Annotated in this window: 9 protein-coding genes; 3 read left to right on the plus strand and 6 right to left on the minus strand. The window is 61.7% G+C overall.

Annotation, left to right across the window (positions count from 1 at the left end):
* Together EN994_RS15175 and EN994_RS15180 are read right to left on the minus strand one after the other, a co-directional pair.
* Positions 1 to 1,304, minus strand: a 1,304-nt coding sequence (locus EN994_RS15175) for a diguanylate cyclase (protein ID WP_127307625.1), incomplete at its 3' end; no start/stop codon positions are given.
* Between the two features lie 137 nt (positions 1,305 to 1,441).
* Complete coding sequence (locus EN994_RS15180) at positions 1,442 to 1,543, minus strand: hypothetical protein (protein ID WP_013530742.1); 102 nt, start codon at positions 1,541 to 1,543, stop codon at positions 1,442 to 1,444.
* Between the two features lie 255 nt (positions 1,544 to 1,798).
* Here EN994_RS15180 and EN994_RS15185 point away from each other — a divergent pair, with 255 nt between their 5' ends.
* Complete coding sequence (locus EN994_RS15185) at positions 1,799 to 2,248, plus strand: ester cyclase (RefSeq protein WP_063170282.1); 450 nt, start codon at positions 1,799 to 1,801, stop codon at positions 2,246 to 2,248.
* Between the two features lie 60 nt (positions 2,249 to 2,308).
* Here EN994_RS15185 and EN994_RS15190 read toward each other — a convergent pair whose 3' ends face one another.
* Positions 2,309 to 2,839: a hypothetical protein gene (locus EN994_RS15190; protein ID WP_181172688.1), complete on the minus strand. Its 531-nt coding sequence runs from the start codon at positions 2,837 to 2,839 to the stop codon at positions 2,309 to 2,311.
* Positions 2,840 to 2,960: 121 nt separating this feature from the next.
* Complete coding sequence (locus tag EN994_RS15195; RefSeq protein WP_013530739.1) at positions 2,961 to 3,287, minus strand: DUF1330 domain-containing protein; 327 nt, start codon at positions 3,285 to 3,287, stop codon at positions 2,961 to 2,963.
* Between the two features lie 176 nt (positions 3,288 to 3,463).
* Between EN994_RS15195 and EN994_RS15200 the strand changes: the two genes are divergently transcribed.
* Entirely contained in the window at positions 3,464 to 4,156 is a 693-nt protein-coding gene (locus EN994_RS15200) for a helix-turn-helix domain-containing protein (protein ID WP_024501641.1), read from the plus strand.
* Between the two features lie 15 nt (positions 4,157 to 4,171).
* On the opposite strand, the gene EN994_RS15205 is transcribed toward EN994_RS15200, so the two are convergent.
* Positions 4,172 to 4,570 carry a type II toxin-antitoxin system HigA family antitoxin gene (locus EN994_RS15205; protein WP_024501642.1) on the minus strand — a complete coding sequence of 133 codons (399 nt, stop codon included), beginning with the start codon at positions 4,568 to 4,570 and terminating at the stop codon, positions 4,172 to 4,174.
* Complete coding sequence (locus EN994_RS15210; protein WP_063170283.1) at positions 4,570 to 4,866, minus strand: type II toxin-antitoxin system HigB family toxin; 297 nt, start codon at positions 4,864 to 4,866, stop codon at positions 4,570 to 4,572. The genes EN994_RS15205 and EN994_RS15210 overlap by 1 nt, the downstream gene beginning before the upstream one ends.
* Positions 4,867 to 4,996: 130 nt before the next feature.
* On the opposite strand from EN994_RS15210, the gene EN994_RS15215 reads away from it, so the two are divergent.
* A partial coding sequence (locus tag EN994_RS15215) for a bifunctional transcriptional activator/DNA repair enzyme AdaA (protein WP_164745932.1) occupies positions 4,997 to 5,710 on the plus strand: 714 nt, incomplete at its 3' end.

Raw genomic sequence — 5,710 nt, forward strand, 5'->3', positions numbered from 1 at the left:
TCGGTGGAGAAGACGGCAAATCGGTTTCGCCCGGCGGCCTTGGCCGCATAGCAGGCGTCGTCGGCACAGGCCAGCGCGTCGGCCACCGTCGTGTCGGCGTCATCGACGAAAGCGATACCGATCGAGGCCGCCAGCTTGCGCGACGTGGCCGTCGATCCAAGTTCGGCATCGCGAACCGCGGCAAGTACCGCGTCGGCCAGCCGCCCGGCCTGCGCCGCATCGCAATTGGGCATCAGCAGCGCGAACTCGTCACCGCCCAGGCGCGCGGCATGCGCCGTCGCGGGAAGGCAGCCCAGAATGCCTTGCGCAACGCTTTTCAGTGCCAGGTCGCCGGCCGCGTGGCCGGCAAAATCGTTGAGCGCCTTGAAGTAGTCGAGATCGACATAGAACACGGAAAGCGGCAGCAACTGCGCGGCCGCGATATGATCGGCCAGCAGCCGGTCGAACGCGGCGCGGTTCAAGAGACCGGTGAGCGCGTCATGGCGGGCCGCATAGGCAAGCTCCTGCTCGCGCTGCTTGTCTTCGGTGATATCGCGCACCGTGCCCAGGATCTGCCCCGCCAGCCGGCGGTCCCGGATTTGCGGGTCGGCGATGAAACGCAGCAGGGATTCTATGTGCCGGACCTCTCCGTCGCGCCGCACGATGCGGTATTGCACGGCGGTGACCTTGTCCGTTTCGAGCGGCACCAGATGCGCGCGCGACGCGGCCTCCTTGTCGTCCGGATGCAGATAGCCGAACCAGTGGTCGCGCTCGACTTCGGCGGTGTCGGAGACGAGCCCGAAAATCTCCCTGGTGCGTTGGTCCCAATAACTTTTGCCGCCCGCGAGGTCGTGGTGCCAGATGCCGGTGCCGCTGGCGGCGAGCGCCAGGCGAAACCGCACATTGACCTGCTCGAGTTCGGCCTCGGCGGCCTTCTGCTTGGAGATGTCGGTCTGCACACCCATCAGCCTGAGCGGCTTTCCCATCGCGTCGCGCTCGACGACGCCGCCGCGATCGAGCACCCATACCCAATGTCCCTGCTTGTGCTTCAGCCGCAATTCGGTCTCGATGGCGTCGGTCAGGCCGGCAATGTGGCGGTCGCCGCTGGCCAGCGCCCGCTCGCGGTCGTCGGGATGGGTCAGTTGCAGCCAAAGGTCGCTGGTGTTGGCCAATTCGCTCTCATCGTAGCCTAGCATCCGCGCCCAGGTCGCGGAATAAAAGCAGTCGCCGGTCACAAGATCCCAGTCCCAGACGCCAAGATGCGCGCGCTCCAGGGCTTTTGCCCAGAACGTTCCATTGCGACTTTTCTTACCCTGACGCGCCATCGTCTGCTTCGCCTGCTCCACCGCGGCGCAATCTGCGGCAAAACCAGAGAAGAAACAGTTACCGCGCGGGCGGAGTGTCGACGTCTGATTGGGAGCCCCTGTTCATCAAGGCCGTACCGAACTACTCCAGGCAGCCGTCAATTTCCCCAGGTCGACGACACGACATTGCCCGCCGTCACGCCGGACAGTCTTTCGCGCTTCTCGAGCCTCGGCTTTTCATAGGTCTTCTTCATTGCCATCGCCTTCTCCCGTGGCCATCCGATTTCCAGGGTCTAGCTGAGGCGGGGCAGCCATGCTTGGGCTCAGCGGAACGGGTTCCGGCCCAGGCGGCCCTGCCCGGCGCCGAACCCGCCTTTTCGATTGGCCGGCAGGAACCGGAGTTTTGTGTCTGGCGGATCGTCCTACTGCTGCCCAGGTCAGCGGCGCAAGCCGGTGACCCCTGGATCATCGGCGGCGCCGATGATCCCATGCACGACAACAACAAGGACCTTCCAATGACCAAGCAAGAAGACAACAAGGCCGTCGTCGTCAGATGGTTCACCCACTTCTGGGGTGAACGTTGCGATCTGTCGGTCGTCGACGAGATCGCGGCACCCGACATGCTGCTGAAATATTCGCTGCACGAGCCGCGCCGCGGCCGCGACGACATCAAGGCCTTCATGGCCGACTTCCGCGCCGCCTTCCCGGACCTCAACTTCTGGGCCACCGCCGACCTGATTGCCGAGGGCGACTATGTCGTCGGCCAGTGGGAGGGCGGCGGCACGCATACCGGCCCAGCCTTCGGCGACTTCCTCGTCGGTTCGCTGCCGGCCGCCACCGGCCGCACCATGCGCTTCACCGGCACCACGGTGCTGAAGGTGGTTGACGGCAGGATCGTCGAGGAAATCGGCCTCGATGACGGCGTCACCGCCCTCACCCAGCTCGGTCTGATCAAGACCGCCTGAGGCGATCAGGCAAAACGATCGTTCGGGCCAGGCGGCGTCAATGCCGCCTGGCCTCATTGCTTATTGGCTCGGCGCCATTGCGTGCTCGCATGACACTTTCGGATTCATGTCGGCGAACGTGCCTGTCGGGTTCCCTTTCCAGGCCCAGACATGCAGCTCGTAGAATTCACCCAGGCCATAGCGGTTGGGGGCGCTGTTGAAATTGAACAGCTGGCCGTCCAACGATGCCGGTCCTTTCGAAGTGATGTACTCGACCGCCACCAGCTTCAGCGTGCCATCGGCCATCGGCTCGTACATCACAGCTTCGGGACGGGCGATGTCGATCTTGTCGTCCTTCAGATACTGGCCGTTGACATAGTGGATGCCCATGGCGCCGCCGGTGATGCCGCTGGCACAAGGAATAGGCGCATAGCCCTCTGATACCGCTGCCTTGACGTCGACAAACCGGCTGTTGACAGCCCGCACCTTGTCGGCCAGCGGGCCGGAGGCAGCTTCAGCCGGCTCCTGATGCGCCTGCGCGAGGGTGGTGCAGATTGCCAGCATGGTCCCCGCCATAAGAAGTCCGCTGCGAAAGTTTGATATCATCTTCATTCCATTCTTCTTGAAAAAGCACAGCTGGCCGGCCGCCGAAAATACGGAGGCCCGGCAGGCAAGCGCTGTGGCTGTTGTTGCTTGGAGATCCCGAAATTGATGTAACGGCTACCGAAAAGGATCATCCCTTCGGCAGATACGGGATCGTTCCGGCCAGATCGGTGTTGTCGATCATCTGGAAACGGCTGTCGCTGCCGTCCTGACGGGCCGAGACGAAGGGCGCGTAGGCAGGATCGGTGGTGAAGGCGCGCGCCGCCGCTTCCGACGGGAACGCCATCAGCGCGATCAGCGTGGTATCGAGCGGCTTGCCTTCAAGCGTTTTCACATTGCCGCTGCGCGACAGATATCTGCCGCCATGCTTGTGGACGAGATCGTGCACCGAGGCGGCGTAAGCCGGCACCCACTGCGGGTCGTTTATCTTGATGTCTGCGATAACGTAGGCGGTCATGGTGGTCTCCTGGTTGCGGTGCACAGGCGTATCCCGTGCAACCGGCCAAAAGGCTCGCATGGCAGGACCCTCGCCAACCAGTCCGCGATCTGTACCGGGGCAGTACAGTTTCCGTACTGGCCGCTTCATTCATGAAGGCCTAATATTCGGTCAGGTTTGAGGGAGAGGCACCAATCATGAGCCAGCACGGATACAAACAATTCTGTCCGCTATCGATGGCCGCTGAGGTGCTGTGCACCCGCTGGACCATGGTGCTGATGCGTGAACTGGTGGCCGGCTCGACCCGCTTCAATGATCTTCGCCGCGGCGTCCCCAAAATGTCGCCGACCCTTCTGTCGCAACGGCTGAAGGAACTTGAGATCGCCGGGATCGTCGAGCGCAAGGAAGTGCCGGGCGAAAAAGGCATCTTCGAATATCGGCTGACGGAAGCCGGCCGGGATTTGCGTCCTGTCGTCGAGGCAATGGGCTTCTGGGGGCAGAAATGGGTCGAATCCCGGCTGTCGCTGAAGAACCTCGATCCGTCGTTGCTGATGTGGGACATGCGGCGCAATCTAAACCCCTCGCCGCTGCCTGAAGGGCGCACGGTGATACAATTCCTGTATCAGGATCTCCCGGCGTCCAAACGGTCGTGGTGGCTGATCGTCGAGAAGCACGGTGAGGTCGATCTGTGCTGGTACGATCCGGGCTTCGATGTCGATCTCTACGTCTCGACCGACCTGCACACGATGACGGCGATCTGGATGGGAGTGCTGACCGTCGAGAAGGCCGGCGCCAGGGTTGCCCTGACCGGCGACCAGGCCATCGGCAGGAAGATGCAGACCTGGCTCGGCCTCAGCCCGTTCGCGGTGGAGCCCAAACGCGCGGCTTAGGAGAATCGGTGCATGTTAGGCGCGCCTGCGGCCCCTGTCATTTGCAAGGTGATAGGGTTGCACGAGGACTTCGGCGGGAATTTTCCATTCCTTGTTCAGTTTGAAGACCATATCCAGGGTGAGTGCGCGCTTTTTGTTCAACACCTCGGTCGCCCGGGGTGATGATCCGATCACCTCGGCCAGCGCCTTCCGCGACAGGTTGAACAGTTCCATGTGCGAATGAATGGCTTCAACGGGATCCGGTGCTTCAATCGGGTAGTGCTTATCCTCATAAGCCTCGATCAGGGTTGCGAGAACGTCGAACCGGTCACCATCGAGAGAGCCGACCTCCGGCTCATTTTCGAAATATTTAGTGATTTCGGCGATCGCCCAATCGTAATCGGCTTCGGTCTTAATGGGTCGAATGTTTTCCATCACACCTTCTCCGGATCAATCTTGTCATACTCTTTGTGCGTGCCGACGAATTTGATCAGAACGCGGTGAAACTTGTAGGCGACGTGGACAATCAAACGATACTTGTTGCCGCTAATGTCGAAAATGATGCGATTGTCACCTACGAAATCAACTGTCGCTCCAAACGCATACTTGACGTCAGCCGGGGTCTTCCAATCAGCATTCCCGACAGCCACATACCAAGCCGTCAAAGGAGCTTCGGCCTGATTGTGTTTTGCCCAAAAATCCTTCAGCGCCTTCTTGGCAATTATCTGCATGACCTGATATAGCAAATTCCCAAATTGGGAACAAGAGGATTTTCCCAAATTGGGAAAGGCAAGTGAGGTTCTCCAGGCACTTGTCAGGAAACGGGTGGCGGGGCCGGCTTGTGGTGGCTTCAATGCGGTCATGTTCATCACCCTGGCCAAGAATCTGAAGTCCGCGCCGCTGCAAATCACCGACGATCCGCGCTGGGCGCGCATCGTCGCGCGCGACAAATCCGCTGACGGCGCATTCTGGTATTCGGTGGCGACGACGGGCGTCTATTGCCGGCCTTCCTGTCCGTCTCGGCGCGCCAATCCGAAAAATGTGCAGTTGCACGACACGCTGGACCAGGCCAGGGCGACCGGTTTTCGCCCGTGCCGGCGCTGCGATCCACATGGCCCGTCGCTCGAGGCCGGCAACGCGGCGATGGTCGCCGCTGCCTGCCGCAGGATCGAGCAGAGCGAGGAAGAACCCTCGCTCGCTGAATTGGCTGATGCCGCCGGCCGCAGCGCCGGTTATTTCCACCGCATCTTCAAGGCGGTCACCGGATTGACGCCGAAGGACTATGCCGCCGCACACCGCGCCGCCAGGGTCCGCCAGGGCCTGGAAGACGGCACCAGCGTGACGGCTGCGATCTACGATGCCGGTTTCAATTCGAGCGGGCGTTTCTATGAGAAATCCATTGGTATGCTCGGCATGACGCCGACGCGCTATCGCGCCGGCGGCTCCCATGAAGAGATCCGCTTCGCCGTTGGCGAGACCTCGCTCGGCACCATCCTGGTCGCGTCCAGCCAAAAGGGCGTCGCCTCGATCCTGCTCGGCGACGATCCCGACGCGCTGGTGCGCGACCTGCAGGAC

The organism is Mesorhizobium sp. M7A.F.Ca.CA.002.09.1.1, from assembly GCF_003998555.1.
Taxonomy (GTDB): Bacteria; Pseudomonadota; Alphaproteobacteria; order Rhizobiales; family Rhizobiaceae; genus Mesorhizobium; species Mesorhizobium ciceri.